The organism is Pseudomonas sp. M5A4_2d, from assembly GCF_053345295.1.
Genome location: NZ_JBKEZW010000003.1, coordinates 11,923 through 28,577, shown reverse-complemented (window position 1 = coordinate 28,577; position 16,655 = coordinate 11,923). Strand labels below are relative to the sequence as shown.

Annotated in this window: 16 protein-coding genes; 7 read left to right on the top strand and 9 right to left on the bottom strand. The window is 61.9% G+C overall.

Going from position 1 to position 16,655, the window contains the following annotated elements; genetic code table 11:
• Nucleotides 1-15 precede the first annotated feature (15 nt).
• The 3 genes from ACLBW8_RS10740 to ACLBW8_RS10730 all read right to left on the bottom strand — a co-directional run bounded on the left by ACLBW8_RS10740 (nt 16) and on the right by ACLBW8_RS10730 (nt 4,368).
• Nucleotides 16-1,863, bottom strand: a complete 1,848-nt coding sequence (locus ACLBW8_RS10740; RefSeq protein WP_447805335.1) for a collagen-like triple helix repeat-containing protein — start codon at nt 1,861-1,863, stop codon at nt 16-18.
• 301 nt (nt 1,864-2,164) lie between these two features.
• Nucleotides 2,165-3,013 carry a MaoC family dehydratase gene (locus ACLBW8_RS10735; protein WP_447805334.1) on the bottom strand — a complete coding sequence of 283 codons (849 nt, stop codon included), beginning with the start codon at nt 3,011-3,013 and terminating at the stop codon, nt 2,165-2,167.
• Nucleotides 3,014-3,015: 2 nt separating this feature from the next.
• Nucleotides 3,016-4,368 (bottom strand): 3-oxoacyl-ACP reductase, encoded by a 1,353-nt coding sequence (locus tag ACLBW8_RS10730; protein ID WP_407015839.1) that lies wholly within the window; start codon nt 4,366-4,368, stop codon nt 3,016-3,018.
• A gap of 114 nt (nt 4,369-4,482) precedes the next feature.
• Here ACLBW8_RS10730 and ACLBW8_RS10725 point away from each other — a divergent pair, with 114 nt between their 5' ends.
• Nucleotides 4,483-5,760: an acetyl-CoA C-acetyltransferase gene (locus tag ACLBW8_RS10725; RefSeq protein ID WP_064450515.1), complete on the top strand. Its 1,278-nt coding sequence runs from the start codon at nt 4,483-4,485 to the stop codon at nt 5,758-5,760.
• A 134-nt stretch (nt 5,761-5,894) separates the two neighbouring features.
• The gene (locus ACLBW8_RS10720) at nt 5,895-6,794 is read left to right on the top strand and encodes a PA4780 family RIO1-like protein kinase (RefSeq protein WP_064450516.1); all 900 of its coding nucleotides are present in this window, start codon (nt 5,895-5,897) and stop codon (nt 6,792-6,794) included.
• Between the two features lie 126 nt (nt 6,795-6,920).
• Here the strand turns inward: ACLBW8_RS10720 and cueR are convergent, their stop codons facing one another.
• The 3 genes from cueR to ACLBW8_RS10705 form a co-directional block, all read right to left on the bottom strand.
• Nucleotides 6,921-7,322, bottom strand: a complete 402-nt coding sequence (gene cueR, locus ACLBW8_RS10715; protein WP_221293820.1) for a Cu(I)-responsive transcriptional regulator — start codon at nt 7,320-7,322, stop codon at nt 6,921-6,923.
• Nucleotides 7,319-9,520: a heavy metal translocating P-type ATPase gene (locus tag ACLBW8_RS10710; protein WP_447805333.1), complete on the bottom strand. Its 2,202-nt coding sequence runs from the start codon at nt 9,518-9,520 to the stop codon at nt 7,319-7,321. Before ACLBW8_RS10710 ends, cueR begins: the two co-directional genes overlap by 4 nt.
• A 66-nt stretch (nt 9,521-9,586) precedes the next feature.
• Complete coding sequence (locus tag ACLBW8_RS10705; protein WP_053254169.1) at nt 9,587-9,967, bottom strand: hypothetical protein; 381 nt, start codon at nt 9,965-9,967, stop codon at nt 9,587-9,589.
• 147 nt (nt 9,968-10,114) lie between these two features.
• Here ACLBW8_RS10705 and ACLBW8_RS10700 point away from each other — a divergent pair, with 147 nt between their 5' ends.
• Together ACLBW8_RS10700 and ACLBW8_RS10695 are read left to right on the top strand one after the other, a co-directional pair.
• Nucleotides 10,115-10,315: a heavy-metal-associated domain-containing protein gene (locus tag ACLBW8_RS10700; RefSeq protein WP_447805332.1), complete on the top strand. Its 201-nt coding sequence runs from the start codon at nt 10,115-10,117 to the stop codon at nt 10,313-10,315.
• Between the two features lie 87 nt (nt 10,316-10,402).
• The gene (locus ACLBW8_RS10695) at nt 10,403-11,596 is read left to right on the top strand and encodes a multidrug effflux MFS transporter (RefSeq protein ID WP_064450520.1); all 1,194 of its coding nucleotides are present in this window, start codon (nt 10,403-10,405) and stop codon (nt 11,594-11,596) included.
• 8 nt (nt 11,597-11,604) lie between these two features.
• Here ACLBW8_RS10695 and ACLBW8_RS10690 read toward each other — a convergent pair whose 3' ends face one another.
• The 3 genes from ACLBW8_RS10690 to ACLBW8_RS10680 all read right to left on the bottom strand — a co-directional run bounded on the left by ACLBW8_RS10690 (nt 11,605) and on the right by ACLBW8_RS10680 (nt 13,265).
• Nucleotides 11,605-11,787 (bottom strand): hypothetical protein, encoded by a 183-nt coding sequence (locus tag ACLBW8_RS10690; protein ID WP_447805331.1) that lies wholly within the window; start codon nt 11,785-11,787, stop codon nt 11,605-11,607.
• A gap of 146 nt (nt 11,788-11,933) precedes the next feature.
• On the bottom strand, nt 11,934-12,947 hold the full coding sequence (locus tag ACLBW8_RS10685; RefSeq protein WP_447805330.1) for a zinc-binding alcohol dehydrogenase family protein: 1,014 nt from the start codon (nt 12,945-12,947) through the stop codon (nt 11,934-11,936).
• A 24-nt stretch (nt 12,948-12,971) separates the two neighbouring features.
• Nucleotides 12,972-13,265, bottom strand: a complete 294-nt coding sequence (locus ACLBW8_RS10680) for a putative quinol monooxygenase (protein WP_064450523.1) — start codon at nt 13,263-13,265, stop codon at nt 12,972-12,974.
• Nucleotides 13,266-13,383: 118 nt separating this feature from the next.
• On the opposite strand from ACLBW8_RS10680, the gene ACLBW8_RS10675 reads away from it, so the two are divergent.
• The 3 genes from ACLBW8_RS10675 to ACLBW8_RS10665 all read left to right on the top strand — a co-directional run bounded on the left by ACLBW8_RS10675 (nt 13,384) and on the right by ACLBW8_RS10665 (nt 16,607).
• Nucleotides 13,384-14,310: a LysR family transcriptional regulator gene (locus tag ACLBW8_RS10675; RefSeq protein WP_447805329.1), complete on the top strand. Its 927-nt coding sequence runs from the start codon at nt 13,384-13,386 to the stop codon at nt 14,308-14,310.
• A 137-nt stretch (nt 14,311-14,447) separates the two neighbouring features.
• Nucleotides 14,448-15,134: a transcriptional regulator gene (locus ACLBW8_RS10670; RefSeq protein WP_447805328.1), complete on the top strand. Its 687-nt coding sequence runs from the start codon at nt 14,448-14,450 to the stop codon at nt 15,132-15,134.
• Between the two features lie 102 nt (nt 15,135-15,236).
• Nucleotides 15,237-16,607, top strand: coding sequence for an MFS transporter (locus ACLBW8_RS10665; RefSeq protein ID WP_447805327.1), 1,371 nt, complete (start codon nt 15,237-15,239; stop codon nt 16,605-16,607).
• Nucleotides 16,608-16,655 lie beyond the last annotated feature (48 nt).

Below are 16,655 nucleotides of genomic sequence, written 5' to 3'. Positions count from 1 at the left end.
CGGCCAGGTGCAATTCTATTTTTTACCGGTCAGACCGTTTAACAAACCTCCCAGACCACCACTTGTGCCGGTGCTTGCGCTGCCACTGGCCGGGGCGCTGGTGCCGGCGCCGACGGTCAGACCGCCGAGCAGGCCACCACCGCTGCCGGTACCGCCGGTGACCAACCCACCTACCGCGCCCACGGTGTTGCCGACTGCGGTGACGGTGGTGCCTACGGCGTTAGTCACCGGGTTGGCGTTGGCTGCGGTCAACGTTGTGCCGACACCGCTGACTGCGCCGCCGACTTGCGTTACCAGACCGTTGACCGGCGCGCCGACGCCTGTGGTAGTGCCGACATTTTGCGTCAGGCTGGAAACACCGGTTGTCACAGGGTTCAGGGCTGCGCCGACGGTAGTTGCCACGCTTGCAACCGGCGCCGTGGCGGCCGTATTGGCGACGCCATTACCACCGATCACGGTGCCGAGCGAGGCGACGGTGCCGCCCAGTGCGCCGCCGGTTACACCTGCTGCGCTGACAGTGCCATTGGTGTTACCGGCATTCAGACCGTTACCCACGTTGGCCACCAGGCCACCCACCAATTCTGGCAAGCCTGAGGCAGGCGCAGTGCTGGCGGGAGCGACATAACCGCCGGACTTGTCGAGCACGCTGCCAACGCCGGTCAACGCACCGCCCACGACAGTCGTGACAGGGTTGCCCGCACCGCCGGCACTGGCCACTTGACCACCCACGCCTGTGACGGTACTGCCGACTTTATTCAGCAGACCATTGACCGGAGTGCCCAGGCCGGTGGCAGTGCCGAGGTTGCCGGTGGTGTTTTCCACCAGGGAAACCACAGGCACCAGCACTTTGCTGCCAACCGTATTCGTCAACGAGCCCAATGGGCCAGTGGTACTGGCGGTGCTGAGGGTATCGCCGAGCATGGTGACTGCCTGACCGGCAGTGCTAACCAGGCCGCCCGCTGCTGTGCCTACGCCACCGGTCAAGCCGCCCACCACCGGCACGCCACTCAGCGTGGTGCCCAGGGATTGGCCCGCAGTGGAAACACCGGTGCCCAGGTTGGCGACGCCGTTGCCTACGCCAGCAACCGTTTTGCCCAGGGAATTGCTGTCGGTACCCAGGGAGCCCAGGCCTGTTGTCACACCGGTGCCGATACTGGTGACGGCATTGCCAGTGGACGTGACCAGGCCGCCAGCGGTAACGCCGACAATTGGAACACCATTCAAGCTCGAACCAATGTTGCCCACCGCGGTACCTACGTTACCGACAGTGGTGCCCAGAGCGCCGACAATCTGGCCTGTTACCAGAGGTGTAGTTATCGAGCCAGTGCCGCCGCCTGTGCCACCACCGGTTCCGCCACCTGTGCCACCGCCAGTGCCACCACCGGTTCCGCCGCCAGTTCCGCCACCAGTGCCGCCACCAGTGCCGCCGGTTCCGCCGCCCGTGCCACCGCCCGTGCCACCGCCCGTGCCACCGGTTCCACCGCCAGTACCGCCGCCAGTGCCACCGGTTCCACCGCCAGTACCGCCGCCAGTGCCACCGGTTCCGCCGCCCGTGCCGCCGCCAGTGCCACCACCGGTTCCGCCGCCCGTGCCTCCGTCAGTACCGCCACCGGTTCCACCGCCCGTACCGCCACCAGTACCGCTGCCCGTGCCGCCGTCAGTACCACCGCCGGTTCCGCCACCCGTTCCGCCCGAGCCGCCACCTGTGCCCGCGCCTGTTCCCGCACCTGCGTCAGGAGAGGATGCCGCCACGCTGCTGTGATGCCCGCCACCACCGCTGCTGCAGCCACCGAGGCTCATCGCCATGATCAGGGCCAGCGCGGTACTTGTTTTCCATAACACTACTTGAGTTTGAGTTTTCATGATTGAGTTCCCTTGCACCTGTACAACCTTGGTTGTTTCAAACGCTCGTTATTTCTTGGGATAGCGATACGTTTGTCCGTGTGGTTATCACAGACCCGGGGACTCTTTCTCGCAACGCTCAACTTGGTATTAACGATTTATATACACAAGGTCTTAGTCGGCTTAATAGCTAATACGAAGGGTGTAATAGAGGGGCGTCTAAAGTTAACGATGCGTTATATATCAGTGGGTTGAATAAAAAAGCGGACGCCAGGGCGTCCGCTATAACTTAGGGTGTATATATACAATTAAATGGCGTGTTTCACGCAATCGGGCGCCACTTGCCCGCCATATGCTGAAGGTCACCCGTTCCCTTTAACAGCAACTCGCCGCTGGCACCTGCGGCACGGGTCAGTAAGATGACTTCACTGGGCAGGCGGACGGGCTTGTTGAATTCGACCTCTATTTCAACATTGGCAGCAGGCAAATACTCATTCAGCGCGGCCAGCGTTCGTGCCAGGCTCCACAGCCCGTGGGCAATTGCTTGCGGGAAGCCGAAGAGTTTGGCTGTCAACGCACTCAGGTGGATCGGATTGTAGTCCCCCGATACCCGGGCATATCGGCGACCGATATCGGCGGGTGCTTTCCAGCGGGCCAACTCGCTGACGTCAGCGGAGGCCGACAAGTGATCATCGTGCGTTGCGCCTTCCAGTTTCACCCCGCGACAGAGCATTCGGCTCTCGGCTTCCCACAACAGACCCAGCGAATCCTCCACCGTGGTCAAGATATCAAAGGTCGCTCCCTTGGCATGGGGCTGGAGGTTGTTCGCGTACACCCCCACCATCAGGTTGCTCACTCCCCCCAACGGGCGATGGATGCGGATGCGGTTGCTCAGGTGAATCAGCCCCAGCAGCGGGAACGGAAACTGTTTGTCGGTGAGTAATTGCATTTGCAAACCGAACGCCAGGACATGTGGGTACGTGCCCGGCAGAACCGGGCTGTCCGCAAACCCGCACACCTTGCGATAGGCGGCCACGTCCTCGGGGTTCACGCGCAGGTGGCAGCGCAGCCCTGCATCAGGCAACGTACTGCCGGTGATCTTGCGCTTGAGCGCGGCCCGCCAGTACAGCGGCGGCAGAAACGGGGTGCTGTCTAATGTCTGCCACTCCATGCTTACGCTCCCAGCAGGCTTTGCCCGCACACCCGCAACGCTTGGCCGCTGACGGCTCCAGAACCCGGCTGGCCGAGCCAGGCCACGGCTTCGGCCACGTCTTGCGGCAAGCCACCCTGGCCCAGTGAGCTCATGCGGCGCCCGGCCTCACGCAGGGCGAAGGGAATGTGCGCGGTCATCTGGGTTTCGATAAAACCAGGGGCGACGGCGTTGATGCTGATGCCGCGTTCTTTGAGCAAGGGTGCCCACGCCTGTGCCAGGCCGATCAAGCCGGCCTTGCTGGCGGCATAATTGGTTTGCCCACGGTTGCCGGCAATGCCGCTGATGGAAGCCAGCAGCACCACACGACCATTATCGTGCAGCGTGCCGCTGTCCAGCAGGGCTTTGGTCAGCACTTGCGGCGCGTTGAGATTGACCGCCAGCACGGCGTCCCAGTATTCCGGGGTCATATTGGCCAGGGTTTTATCGCGGGTGATGCCGGCGTTGTGCACCACGATGTCGATGCCGTCCGGCAGGTGTTCGATTAATTGCGCAGCGGCGTCTTCGGCGCAGATATCCAGCACGATAGTGCGCGCACCCAGGCGCGCGGCAAGGGCGTCGAGATCAGCCTTGGCCTGGGGCACGTCCAGCACGATCACTTCGGCACCGTCGCGGGCCAGGGTTTCGGCAATGGCGGCGCCAATGCCACGCGCGGCGCCAGTGACCAGCGCCTTGCGCCCGGCCAGCGGGCGAGTCCAATCCTCGACCGGCGTGGCGCAGGCTTGCAGGCGAATCACCTGGCCGGAGATATAGGCACTTTTGGGTGAGAGGAAAAAGCGCAGAGCGCCTTCCAACTGGTCTTCGGCGCCTTCGCCGACATACAACAATTGCAGCACACCGCCGCTGCGCAGCTCCTTGGCCAGGGACCGGCTGAAGCCTTCGAGGGCACGCTGTGCGCTGGCGGCGAACGGATCGCTGAGGGTTTCCGGGGCGCGGCCAAGGATCACCACGTGGGCGCTGTGCTCAAGATTTTTCAGCAACGGCTGAAAGAACTCGCGCAGCTGTTTGAGCTGGTCGGTGTGCTGCAAATCGCTGGCATCGAACACCACGGCCTTGAGTTTGGGGCCATGCCCGGGGATCCACGCGGGCGCTGCCAATGGCTCGGGGCCGTAGCTGTAAATGGCGTCGGTGAGTTTATTGGCAAACGGCAGCACCTTGGCCGCGAGCGCGCCGCCGCCCAGCAACAGCGCACCTTCCACCGGACGCAGGCGCCCGGCCTGCCAGCGTTCCAGGCGTACCGGTGACGGCAGGCCAATGGCGGCGACCAGGCGATGGCCGAGGCTTGAGTTGGCGAAGTCGATATAACGGTCAGACATGGAACGCTCTCCGAGTGCTGGGGTTCAAACGGTGGACCATCAAGAGGTGAAAGTCGTTCGATTGAGCCTAGGCTAGTCTCACAGACTCACCTCATAACCTTCAGGGAGCTTTCCATGACTCAATTGCGCCGTGTAGCGATCATTGGCGGTAATCGCATCCCCTTCGCCCGCTCCAATGGCCCTTATGCCACGGCGAGTAATCAGGCGATGTTGACGGCGGCGCTGGAAGGCCTGATCGAACGCTACAACCTGCACGGCCTGCGCATCGGCGAGGTGGCGGCGGGTGCGGTGCTCAAGCATTCACGGGATTTCAACCTGACCCGCGAGTGCGTGCTGGGCTCGCGCCTGTCGCCGCAAACGCCGGCGTACGACATTCAGCAGGCGTGCGGTACCGGCCTGGAAGCTGCGTTGCTGGTGGCCAACAAGATCGCTCTGGGCCAGATCGAATGTGGGATTGCCGGTGGCGTCGACACCACGTCCGACGCGCCGATCGGGGTGAATGAGGGGCTGCGCAAGATCCTGCTGCAAGCCAACCGCAGCAAGTCCATGGCGGATAAGTTAAAAGTCTTGTTACAACTTCGTCCGCATCACCTCAAACCGGAACTGCCGCGTAATGGCGAGCCGCGCACCGGCTTGTCGATGGGCCAGCACTGCGAGTTGATGGCGCAGACCTGGCAAATCCCCCGCGCCGAGCAGGATCAACTGGCGCTGGAGAGCCACCAGAAAATGGCCGCGTCCTACGCCGAAGGCTGGCACAACGATTTACTCACGCCCTTTCTGGGTCTTACCCGTGACAACAACTTGCGCCCGGACTTGACCCTGGAAAAACTCGCCAGCCTCAAACCGGTGTTCGAACGCAGCGAAAAGGGCACGCTCACCGCCGGCAACTCGACGCCGCTGACCGACGGCGCCTCCCTGGTATTGCTGGGCAGTGAAGCCTGGGCCAAGGAGCGGGGTTTGCCGATCCTCGCCTACTTGCGCGATGGTGAAGCGGCCGCGGTGGATTTCGTCAACGGTGCCGAAGGGCTATTGATGGCGCCGGTGTACGCCGTGCCGCGCCTGCTGGCGAGGAATGGCCTGACGTTGCAGGACTTCGATTACTACGAGATTCACGAAGCGTTCGCTGCCCAGGTGTTGTGCACGCTCAAGGCCTGGGAAGATGCCGACTACTGCAAGACGCGCCTGGGGCTGGATGCGCCGCTGGGCGCCATCGACCGCAGCCGGCTCAACGTCAAAGGCAGTTCATTGGCGGCCGGTCACCCGTTTGCCGCCACCGGCGGGCGCATCGTCGCCAATCTGGCCAAATTGCTGGATGCAGCGGGCAAGGGCCGCGGGCTGATTTCGATCTGCGCCGCCGGCGGTCAGGGGGTGACGGCGATCATCGAACGGTAATTGCCGACAAAATTGGCCTATTGCATGCATTCTTCAGTGGTCAGAGGTCGGTAGCCCCTCCCACCGGCGAGCTGATTGCCGTATAACGAGTGCCATACGCGTATTTGGTAATAAAGGACCCACAATAAAAGCTGATGAAGACTCCTAAACGCATTGAACCCCTGATCGAAGACGGTCTGGTCGACGAAGTGCTGCGCCCACTCATGAGTGGTAAAGAAGCAGCTGTTTATGTGGTGCGCTGCGGCAACGAATTGCGTTGCGCCAAGGTTTACAAGGAGGCTAATAAACGAAGTTTTCGTCAGGCGTCCGAATACCAGGAAGGCCGCAAGGTCCGCAACAGCCGCCAGGCCCGGGCCATGGCCAAGGGCTCCAAGTTCGGCAAGAAAGAAACCGAAGACGCCTGGCAGAACGCTGAAGTCGCGGCATTATTCCGTCTGGCGGGTGCGGGCGTTCGCGTGCCCAAGCCGTACGACTTCCTTGAAGGCGTGCTGTTGATGGAACTGGTGGCCGATGAATACGGCGATGCGGCCCCGCGCTTGAACGACGTCACGCTGGAGCCGGACCAGGCGCGCGAATACCACGCCTTCCTGATTTCCCAGATCGTACTGATGCTGTGTACCGGCCTGGTGCACGGTGACCTGTCCGAGTTCAACGTACTGCTCACGCCGACGGGCCCGGTGATCATCGACCTGCCCCAGGCGGTGGATGCGGCGGGCAACAACCACGCGTTCAGCATGCTGGAGCGGGATGTGGGCAACATGGCTTCCTACTTCGGGCGCTTTGCCCCGGAGTTGAAGACGACCAAGTACGCCAAGGAAATGTGGGCGTTGTATGAAGCCGGCACCTTGCACCCGGCCAGCGTCTTGACCGGCGAGTTCGACGAGCCGGAAGAGTTGGCGGACGTGGGCGGTGTGATCCGCGAGATCGAAGCGGCGCGGCTGGATGAAGAGCGTCGCCAGGCGATACGGGCGGCGGATGATGCGCCTGCGAGTAAAGTGCCCGACGAGCCACCGCCGCCGCCCTGGATGCAGTAAGGCTCAGTCGGCGATCGAATGTGGGAGCTGGCTTGCCTGCGATAGCATCACCGCGGTGTAACTGACATACCGAGGTGTCTGCATCGCAGGCAAGCCAGCTCACACAGGTGTGTTGTGTGCATCCGCTCAGGCGCAACAACTGCCCGACGCCAACTCCTTGAGAATCGGACAATCCGGCCGATGATCGCCCTGGCAGTGCTCCACCAGGTCCTGCAACGTATCGCGCAGTTGCCCCAGCTCCAGAATCTTCTGATTCAGCGCCTCGATGTGCTGGCGCGCCAAGGCTTTTACGTCGGCGCTGGCCCGCTGCCGGTCTTGCCACAAGGTCAGCAGCTTGCCGACCTCTTCCAACGAAAACCCCAAGTCCCGCGAGCGTTTGATAAACGCAAGCGTGTGCAAGTCGTCGGCGCCATACACCCGATAGCCGCTGTCGGTGCGGTGCGCGGCTTTGAGCAGGCCGATGGATTCGTAATAGCGAATCATCTTCGCGCTCAGCCCGCTCTGACGGGCTGCCTGGCCGATGTTCATGGGTGTTGATCCTCCAAATCCTTGGGCTTCCAGGTTTTCAACAGTAACGCATTGCTCACCACACTGACGCTGGACAAGGCCATGGCCGCACCCGCCAATACCGGGTTGAGGAAGCCGAACGCCGCCAGCGGAATACCGATCAAGTTATACACAAAGGCCCAGAACAGGTTCTGGCGGATTTTGGCGTAGGTCTTGCGGCTGATCTCCAGCGCGGCCGGCACCAGGCGTGGGTCGCCGCGCATCAGGGTGATCCCGGCCGCGTGCATCGCCACGTCGGTGCCGCCGCCCATGGCGATACCGATGTCGGCGGCGGCCAGGGCCGGGGCGTCGTTGATGCCGTCGCCGACCATCGCCACTGCACCGGTTTTTTTCAGCTCGGTGACGGTGGCGGCCTTATCGGCGGGAAGGACTTCGGCGTGTACATCGTCGATACCCAGGGCTTCGGCCACCACACGGGCACTGCCGCGGTTGTCGCCGGTGAGCAAATGGCTGCTGATGTGCCGGGCCTTGAGTTGTGCCACCGCCTCCAGTGCGCCGGGCTTGAGGGTGTCGCCAAAAGCGAACAGCCCCAGCACACGGGGTTGTGCGCCTTGTTCGATCAACCAGGATAACGTGCGGCCTTCGGCTTCCCACGCCTTGGCGGACTCGGCCAGGTTGCCTGCATTCAAGCCGTTTTCTTCCAGCATTCGGCGGTTGCCCAGCGCCAGTTGCCGGCCGTCAAGCGTGCCGGCAATGCCGCGCCCGGTCAGGGATTGGCTGGCGCTCACATCCGCCACGTGCAGCCCTTTTTCGCTGCAGGCATCCAGTACGGCCTTGGCCAATGGGTGCTCGCTGCCGCGTTGCAGCGCGCCGGCTTGTTGCAGCAGCAGAACCTCATTACCGTCCATCGCCGCCAAATGCGCAATTTTCGGCGTGCCGGAGGTGAGGGTGCCGGTCTTGTCGAAGACCACGGCGCTGACATCATGGGCGCGCTCCAGCGCTTCGGCATCCTTGATCAGAATGCCGTAGCGCGCGGCGACGCCGGTGCCGGCCATGATCGCCGTCGGTGTGGCCAGCCCCAATGCGCACGGGCAGGCAATTACCAGCACAGCGACGGCATTAATGATCGCGGTTTCCAGTGGCGCACCGTACAGCCACCAGCCCACCAACGTGATCAGCGCCAGCACCAGTACGGCGGGCACAAAGACTTGGCTGACCTTATCCACCAGTTTCTGGATCGGGGCTTTGGCCGCCTGGGCGTCTTCCACCAGGCGGATGATCTGTGCCAACACACTTTCCCCGCCAACAGCCCGAGTGCGCACCAGCAAACGGCCCTCACCGTTGATGGCGCCGCCGGTGACCTTGTCACCCGGCTGTTTCGGCACGGGCAGGCTTTCGCCGCTGATCAAGGCTTCGTCGGCATGGCTCTGGCCGTCCACGACTTCGCCGTCCACCGGGAAGCGTTCGCCCGGCTTCACCAGCACCAGGTCGTCGAACTTTAACGCGCTGATGGCGACGTCTTCTTCGCGTCCTTCAAACACGCGAATCGCGCGCTCGGGGCGCAAGGCTTCGAGGGCGCGGATGGCACTGGCGGTCTGGCGTTTGGCACGGCTTTCCAGGTACTTACCGAGCAGCACCAGGGCGATCACCACGGCGGAGGCTTCGAAGTACAGATGCGGCAGGGTGCCCGCGGGCGCGGTGAGCCATTCATACAGGCTCAGGCCGTAACCGGCGCTGGTACCGATGGCGACCAGCAAATCCATATTGCCGGCGCCGGCGCGCACGGCTTTCCAGGCGGCGATATAGAAACGCGCGCCCAAAATGAACTGCACCGGCGTGGCCAGGACGAACTGCACCCAGGCAGGGAGCATCCAGTGCAGGCCGAAGGGCTCCCCTAGCATCGGTAGAACCAACGGCAGCGCTAATACAATCGCCAGCAGCAACGCCCAACGCTCGCGGTGCAGGCGTCGGGCTTGATTGGCGTCGGTGACGGTTTCGCTTTGGGGCAGCGTGGCGGTGTAACCGGCTTTGTCGACGGCGGCGATCAATACTGCGGGGTCCATTTTGCCCAGCACTTCGACATGCGCGCGTTCATTGGCCAGGTTGACGCTGACGCTTTGCACCCCAGGCACTTTGCCCAACGCCCGTTCGACGCGGCCGGCACAGCTGGCGCAGGTCATGCCGCCGATGGGCAGGTCAAATGTGGTGGATCCATTCATGGGGCAGTCCTCCAGAAGAAGTTGCCCCTAGGATCAACCTTGACCTGTGGGGAAGGTCAAGCGCCTTTAATATTCCAGTGCAGCGGGTTTCAGGTACATACCGTCCGGGCCTTGGGCGATCCGCAACTTGCGTATGTCGCCGGCTTTCAGCGTGATGTTCTGCGCCGGCGGGGCGAGCATGCCCGGCAGGCAACCAGGCGATTGGCCCGGCAGCAGCTTCAGGCGCAGCGACACATTGCCGGCAGGCAAGTTGAACGAGGTGGCCTGTTCCTGGAACAGGCGCCCGGCCAACTGGTCCTGAATGTAGAGGCCGATCTCGCAGTTGGTCGGTACTTCCAGGCGTTCGCGGGAGATGATCAGCACCGCATAATCCTCATCGGCGCAGGCCATGGGCGCAGCGGCAGACAAGCTCAACAGGCCGATAAGGCTAAAAAACGACCAGCGCATGGCGAATGCTCCGTGGTTTATATCTAAGAGAAATGAAGCTTGGCCGAGGCGGCGGCTGAATACCAGCCCGGCCGACAGTTTCAACGCTTGACCTTGCCATCGTGGCAAGGTCAAAACTGGCCACAACCTCATCAAAGGAGTCATGTCATGCAAGTATTCAGCGTTGAAGGAATGACCTGCGGCCATTGCGTCCGGGCGGTTACCCAGGCGGTGCAAAGCCAGGACCCGGCGGCGAGCGTCAAGGTCGACCTGGCGGCGAAAGCAGTGAGTGTTGAAAATAGTCATCTGTCTGCCGATGAGGTCATCAGCCTGATCACTGAAGAAGGCTACAACGCCAAGCTTGCTTGAATTTTTTGATAGTTAGCGAGCTATCGTAATGTTCAGGGCACCCAAGCACGGCTAGACTGTCGGGCTGCCGACTCACTTGGGTGTCTGATGAACCTCCGCATAATCCTGATCCTGGGCGCCTTGAGCGCCTTCGCGCCGTTGGCGATCGACTTTTACCTGCCGGGCTTTCCGGCAATGGCCACGGCTTTCGCGACCGATGAAAAACATATCCAGCTGACCCTGGCGGTGTATTTCGGCGGCCTGGCCATCGGCCAATTGATCTACGGCCCACTGGCGGACCGCTTTGGTCGGCGTGTGCCGCTGCTCAGCGGCGTCACCCTGTTTACCTTGGCGTCCTTCGCCTGCGCTTATGCGCCGTCGTTGGAATGGCTGATCGGCGCGCGCTTCGTGCAGGCCCTTGGTGGCTGCGCAGGCATGGTGATTTCACGGGCGGTAGTCAGCGATAAATGTGATGCCGTGGGTTCGGCCAAGGTTTATTCGCAACTGATGCTGGTCACCGGCCTGGCGCCGATCCTCGCGCCTTTGGCGGGTGGGGTGATGGTCGGCTTGTGGGGTTGGCAGTCGATCTTCCTGGCGTTGTCGGTGTTCAGCGTCATGGCGGCCATTGCCGTGGCCGTCGGGTTGCCGGAAACCTTTCCGGCCAACCAGCCTCGCCAGCCGTTGTCCGGGTCACTGCGCCGCTACGCCGCGCTGTTGTCAGACCGGGTTTACCTCGGCTACGCCTTGACCGGCGGCATCTCGATTGCCGGGATGTTTGCCTACATCGCCGGCTCACCGTTCGTATTCATCAAGCTGTACGGTGTGCCTGCCGAGCATTACGGCTGGCTGTTCGGCTCCAACGCTGCCGGCTTTATCCTGGTAGCACAGCTCAATGCGCGCTTGCTGGCCAAGCGTGGCCCGGCGTTTTTGCTGTCGCGCACGGTGTGGGTCTACGTAGCGGCAGCGTTGACGCTGCTGGGCATTGCCGCCCTGCGCACTGAAGCCTTGTGGCCATTGCTCGTGCCGCTGTTTATCTGCATCGCAAGCCTGGGCTGCATTTTGCCCAACACCTCGGCCTGCGCCATGAGCGGGCAGGGTGCGCGGGCCGGCAGTGCGTCGGCGCTGCTTGGCTGCATTCAGTTTGGTGTGGCGGCGGGCGCGGCGTCGCTGGTGGGCGTATTGCATGACGGCACGGCCATGCCGATGGCGATAGTCATCAGCGTGTGCGGTGTGTTGGCGGTGACCATTGCAATGTCGACCCAGCGCCTGCAACGGGCGAGGGCCGCACAGGCGCAGGTCTGAGGTACGGATCAGCAGGCGGCGGAACGTTGCTGGCTGAGGGGAATGCGGTGGGGCGCCTGGATACGCGCCTGCAGGGTGTCGGCAAAGGCACGGGCCTCGGCTTCATTGCGGAAGGTGAAGGCGTCGCCGTCGAGGCTGACTTGCCATTTGTTGCCTGGGGATTTTGCTAACGCTCTTATCAGGATCTTCATTGCTGACTTCCTCACGTAAAAGAATCGTGGCAAAGGCGGCCAATATAAACCCGAATGCGCTCACAAATATGACAAAGATCAACTCTCTGACTAGCGGTGTGGTCCATTACTCACATGAATAATGCACCACACCGACAGACTTTCTATTAGAACCCTTCCAGCACAATCTTGCCCTTGGCCTTGCCGCTTTCCAGCAGCGCATGGGCACGGCGCAGGTTTGCCGCATTGATCACACCGAAGTGCTCGCCCACCGTGGTTTTCAAGGTGCCGGCGTCGATCAGTTCTGCCACGCGGTTGAGCAGGTTGTGTTGTTCGATCATGTCCGGCGTCTCGAACATCGAGCGCGTGTACATGAACTCCCAGTGCAACGACAGGCTCTTGCGCTTGAGCTTGCTCACATCCAGCGCCTTGGGGTCGTCGATCAACGCCAGCTTGCCTTGAGGTTCCAGGGCTTCCACCAGTTGGTCCAGGTGATGGTCGGTCTGGGTCAGGCTGGCGACGTGGGTCACGCGTGGATGGCCGGCGTTTTTCAGCGCTTCGCTCAACGGTTGGCTGTGATCGATCACCAGGTCGGCGCCGAGCGCCTTTGCCCATTCCTGGGTTTCCGGGCGCGAGGCGGTGCCGATGACTTTCAGCGCGGTGAGCTGGCTGGCCAGTTGGGTCAGGATCGAACCCACACCGCCAGCGGCGCCGACGACCAGCAGGCTCTGACCTTCGTCCTGTTTCCCTTCACGTACTTGCAGGCGCTCAAACAGCAGCTCCCAGGCGGTGATGGCGGTCAGCGGCAGCGCGGCTGCATCGCTGAAACCCAGGCTTTTGGGCATGTGGCCGACGATGCGTTCATCCACCGTGTGCAGCTCGCTGTTACCGCCCGGGCGGACCAGGGAGCCGGCGTAGAACACCTTGTCACCGGCTTTGAACAACGTCACTTCGCTGCCGACGGCCTTGACCACACCGGCCACGTCCCAGCCCAGCACCTTGGCGGCGCCATTTTCCGGGGCTACGTTCTGGCGCACCTTGGTGTCCACCGGGTTGACCGAGATGGCTTTGACCTCCACCAGCAAGTCGCGTGGGCCGGCGACAGGCTCTGGCAGTTCGATGTCTTGCAGGGATTTTGGATCGTTGATCGGCAGTGAGGCGTAGTAGGCAATAGCTTTCATGGGGGCTCCGGAAAAAGGCGGTAATCAGGCGAGAAACTTCAGGCGCTTGAGTTCGAAGTGTTCGATCACATCGGCAGCCTTGGCGCGGAAGTTCTGGATATGCGGGCTCTGGTCGTGATCGGCCAGCGCTGCCTCGTCACTCCAGCGTTCGAGCATGTAGAAGGTCTCGGGGTGTTGCAGGTCCTGATGCAGGTCGTACTGCTCGCAACCGGCTTCGAGGCGGGTCGGTTCCAGCAAATCGCGCAACAGGGGCTCGAGGGTGGCGTGTTGGCCGGGTTTGGCGATCAGCGTGGCGATGACGTTAAAGGCAGCGGACATATTCGACTCCTGGCACGTGATGAACGGTATGGGCAGATGATTGGCTATTTCCCATCAAGATAAAAGCGGCTAAAACAGCAGTCTGTTTCAATAGAATTTTGATAGTGGGTGGGAATGCATGCTGCGCTTTGATGATTTGCAGTTGTTTGTGCGGGCGGCGGACCTGGGCAGTTTGTCGGCGGCGGCACGGGTGATGGACCTGTCGCCCGCGGTAGCCAGCGCCGCGTTGAAGCGTATCGAGCAGCAACTCGGTGCACGCTTGCTGGCACGCTCCACCCGCAGCCTGCGTTTGACTGCCGAGGGCGAGGGCTTCCTGGAATATGCCCGCGCCGCGTTGAGTTCGCTGGACGAAGGGCGGCGCTTGTTGGCCAGCGGCCAGGACCATGTCAGCGGCGTGTTGCAACTGTCGGCACCTTCGGACTTCGGGCGTAATCAGTTGTTGCCGTGGCTGGATGAGTTTCAGCGTGAATACCCGCAACTGAACATACGCCTGCTGCTCGGCGACCGGATTGCCGACCTGTTCCGCCAGCCGGTGGACATCGCACTGCGCTACGGCGAGCCTGAAGACTCCAGCCTGATCGCGCTGCCCATCGCCCCGGATAATATCCGGGTGCTGTGCGCCGCACCCAGCTACCTCGCCCGGCATGGCGAACCCCGCCATCTGGAGCAACTGGCCCAGCACAATTGCCTGCTGTACATGCTCGGCAGTCGTGTGCACGACCATTGGAGTTTTCACGATGGCAAACGCGAGGTCAGCCTGACGGTGACCGGGGACCGCTTCAGTGACGACGCCGATGTGGTGCGCCGCTGGGCAGTGGCGGGGGTCGGCATTGCCTACAAATCCTGGCTGGATGTGAGCAGCGACGTGTTGGCCGGGCGCTTGCGCTTGATCCTGCCGGAGTTGCGTGGCGAGCGTACGCCGCTCAATTTGCTGTGCGCCCACCGTGCGCAATTGAGCAAACCCATTAACCTGCTGCGGGAAATGCTCGTGTCCCGTTGTGCGGTTTTGACCGCGCAACGGCCGGGGCCATTGCGTACTGCGTAATCGCCTTCACTACAGCAGGAAATTTCACTCAGATCCTGTCCCAATCCGCGCTGTCAGACGCCGCGGAGCGGGCGGTTTGCGCCCTTATACTTCGGTTCCAACCGCAGCAGACAAATGATTTAACAAGGAGTGAATACATGGAAGAAGCACCTTGCATCAGTCAGATCGCCAGCTTGCTCGCTGAACCCAAGCGCACCGCGATGCTCTGGTCCTTGATGGACGGCTCGGCAAAAACTTCGGATGAGTTGGCGGCACTCGCCGGGCTGTCAGCGGCATCGGCCAATGCGCATTTGGCACGTCTGACGGGCGGCGGTTTGCTGCGGATCGAGGCTCGGCGTGGCAAGCGGCTCTATCGTGTAGCGGCTACCGATGTGAGTGCCGCTATCGATGCCTTGGCCAGTACCACCATGGCCAGCGCGGCGCGTGGTTCACCGCTGGCTGTGCCGCAGGCATTGGCAGCCCCGGCATCATTGCGTCATGCCCGGTTATGTCATGGGCATCTGGGCGGTGAGTTGGCGGCAAGGCTGTACCGGCGGATGCTGGAAGCAGGCTGGATCAACCGTCATGAACAGCGCACCGACGTCACCGTCAAGGGCGCTCAGCATCTGGCGGGCCTGGGTATTTTTACCCAGGCACTGGCAGCACCCCTGGCCTGCGACTGTGTTGATTGGAGTCAGCAGCAACCGCACTTGGGGGGCACGTTGGGGGTGGGGCTGTTGCAACTCTTTTTACAGTCCGGATGGATCAACGTGATCAACGAGTCCTGCGCTTTGTCGGTGACCGATATCGGGCTTGCGCAAATCAACCGGCTGACTGCGGGATAGACGCAAGCGTCGTTCAGAGTTTCAGTCAGGTCGTATCCAGCAATAACCGGGCAAAACGATGCCGCACACTCGCTTTGGGGATTTTTCACACAGGGGTGCGGCATGGGTATGCAAGGCTATAGCGCAGCGGAACGGTTGGAACGGTTGCCCATGAGCGGTTACCACCGAATCATCTTCATCATCATCGCCCTGGCGTTTTTCTTCGACTCCATGGACCTGGCGATGATGACCTTCCTTTTAGGTTCGATCAAAACCGAGTTCGGCCTGAGCACTGCCCAGGCGGGGTTACTCGCCAGTTCGAGCTTTTTCGGCATGGTGGTCGGTGCTTCTTTATCCGGCATGTTGGCTGATCGTTTTGGGCGCAAACCGGTGTTCCAGTGGAGCATCGTGTTGTGGGGCATCGCCAGCTACCTATGTTCCACGGCGCAGACGGTGGAGACGCTGACGCTGTTTCGCATCCTGCTGGGGATCGGCATGGGCATGGAGTTTCCGATCGCGCAGTCGATGCTTTCAGAACTGATCCCCGCCAAAGGGCGCGGGCGCTATATCGCCTTGATGGATGGCTTCTGGCCTTTGGGTTTTGTGGCGGCGGGTGTGTTGTCTTATTTCCTGCTGCCAGTGATTGGATGGCGGGACATCTTTTTGGTGTTGGCGGTGCCGGCGGTCTTTGTGTTGGCGATTCGATTTTTTATCCCGGAGTCGCCGCGCTGGCTTGAGCAGGCAGGGCGGCATGAGGCTGCAGATAAGGTGTTGCAGGGCATTGAGCGCAAAGTGCGCAAGTCCCTGGGCCGCGCTGACTTGCCGGAGCCGATTGCCTTGCCACGTGTTGAGAGCGTGCCGGGCACTTTTTTCTCGGCGTTTCAGCAATTGTGGTCGGTGCAATACCGCCAGCGCACGATGATGATCTGGAGCGTGTGGTTTTTTGCCTTGCTCGGCTTCTACGGGCTGACGTCCTGGCTGAGTGCGTTATTGCAGCAGTCGGGTTTTGCCGTGACGCAGTCGGTGTACTACACGGTGATCATTTCCCTGGGCGGGATTCCCGGGTTCCTGATGGCGGCCTGGCTGGTGGAACGCTGGGGGCGCAAACCGGTGTGCGTCGTGACATTGCTGGGCGGCGGGGTGATGGCGTTTTTGTATGGGCAAAGTGCGGTATTCGGCGGCAACGTAGGGCTGCTGATTACTTCAGGGTTGTTGATGCAGTTCTTTCTGTTTGGCATGTGGGCGGTGCTGTACACCTACACGCCTGAGCTGTATCCCACCTCGGCGCGGGCGACGGGCTCCGGGTTTGCGTCGGCGATTGGCCGGGTCGGGTCATTGCTGGGGCCGTTGGTGACCGGGCTGGTGTTCCCGATAACCGGGCAGGGCGGGGTGTTTGCCCTGGGCGCGCTGTGCTTTGCGGTGGCGGCGCTGGTGGTGTGGGTGTTCGGGAAGGAGACGAAGGGCAAGACGCTGGAAGAGCTCACTGAAATCTAAAGGCTGGTGAGGCCAGTGTGGGAGCGGGCTTGCTCGCGAATGCGGTGT